Annotated in this window: 1 protein-coding gene; it reads right to left on the reverse strand. The window is 61.1% G+C overall.

The features are described 5' to 3' along the window. Positions 1–68 precede the first annotated feature (68 nt). Positions 69–1487: hypothetical protein (locus ACIPHM_RS24580; RefSeq protein ID WP_400334309.1), on the reverse strand; the 1419-nt coding region annotated here is incomplete at its 5' end.

The following is a 1487-nucleotide window of genomic DNA, read 5'->3' on the forward strand; positions in this document are numbered from 1 at the left end:
CATCCGCTCATCATGCGCAACAACTGTCAACTCTGACAGGTCATCCGTCGACCCACGCCCCGCGTGTGCTAATTCGCTGTCCCCTGATCCCCAGGCGTATAAGAGAACGGCGCCTGCGGGTGGCCTGGAATGTCGACCTTGATGATCGGCAGGAACCGCCCCGTCTGATTGAAGTAGTCGTTCTGAATGTAGCGCGCGCCAGCACGGAGGTCCGCCGACTCTTTCGTGTACATGACAGCCTCGAGCGGAATCTGCTCTGGGACATCCTGCGGCCACGGCGCGACGACGAGCTCATTCCACCACTCCTCATAGGGTGGCGTTGCCGGGAACGTCGTTCGCGCAAGCAGGCTGAGATCGAATGCGTCCTTATCAACCCCTAGCGAGCATTGGTAGTCATACCCCGTCGCGACATAGTTGGCTCGCCAGGCCTCCAAGGTGGTAATGCCGAGTTGCGCGCATGGCGCGCTCTGCGGAATCGACCGCATGCCGCATTTGTCTGCTCGCAGGTCGGTCCACCCATCGGACGGAAACATGCAACGCGCGACAAGCGGCGTCTGCACCGGCGCGCCGAATGGCGAAAATATCAGGCCTACGCCGCCCCCGTGCGCGACATCGAAAATGTGAGCGTCGGTACGCATGTAAGTCATCGACACACCATGAAGCCGGACGGCCGTCGGGCTTGGATTCCATGAATGGAATCCGGTGCCGTACCCCGTCACCCGGACAATCACACCATTGCACATAAACGCCGCCTGATCACGCGGACACGGCGACGTATCGCCGAATCGCTCATTCAGACGTTGCGCCAATGCAATGCCATAGTCCAACTGATCCCGCTCATCGAAGCCAAACGCCGTAGGCACGCCACCTGTCATCGCCATGCGCAGGATGGGCAGCCACTGCCCTGTCGCATCGAAGTATTGCCTCTGGTAGCGTTGTGCCTGCGTGAGTTGCCCGCCATTGGCGACGTCGTAATAAAACGCCTGCAACGGAATCGTCTCGGGCCTCGCAGGATCCCAGGCCGCGAGGAGCAGCATTGTCGGGCTGTCCGCCAGATCCGCCGATACCTGCTCGTGCGCCTCAAGACTTGCCTTGAATTGACTCGCTATCGTTGCGCTTAGCGAACATTGCTTTGCGACATCGCTTCCCTGTGCGCTGAAATACGCTACCCAGCCGGGCACGGTGGACACGCCGAGCCCCGCGCACGAACTCCATTCGGGTGGCGTGGGTGGTGCGGGTTGCGTGTCACTTATCACGTTGCAGCCATGCGATGCTGCGTCTGCGGCAAGCGGCATTGCGAATGGATACGCGCAACGCACTTCGTAAGGCTTGCCCTGACCTGTCGCGGTAAAGCCGTCCGCCAAAATGAGTCCCGCACTCGATGCCAACGCCACCGTAGTCACATCGCGTCGGACATACGCCACGCTCGCCGACTGCAATGCCGTCTCCTGCGCGCTGAGCTGGCCAAACGTGACGGCAGAGTCGCC

Source organism: Pandoraea sp. NPDC087047, assembly GCF_044745225.1.
Lineage (GTDB): Bacteria > Pseudomonadota > Gammaproteobacteria > Burkholderiales > Burkholderiaceae > Pandoraea.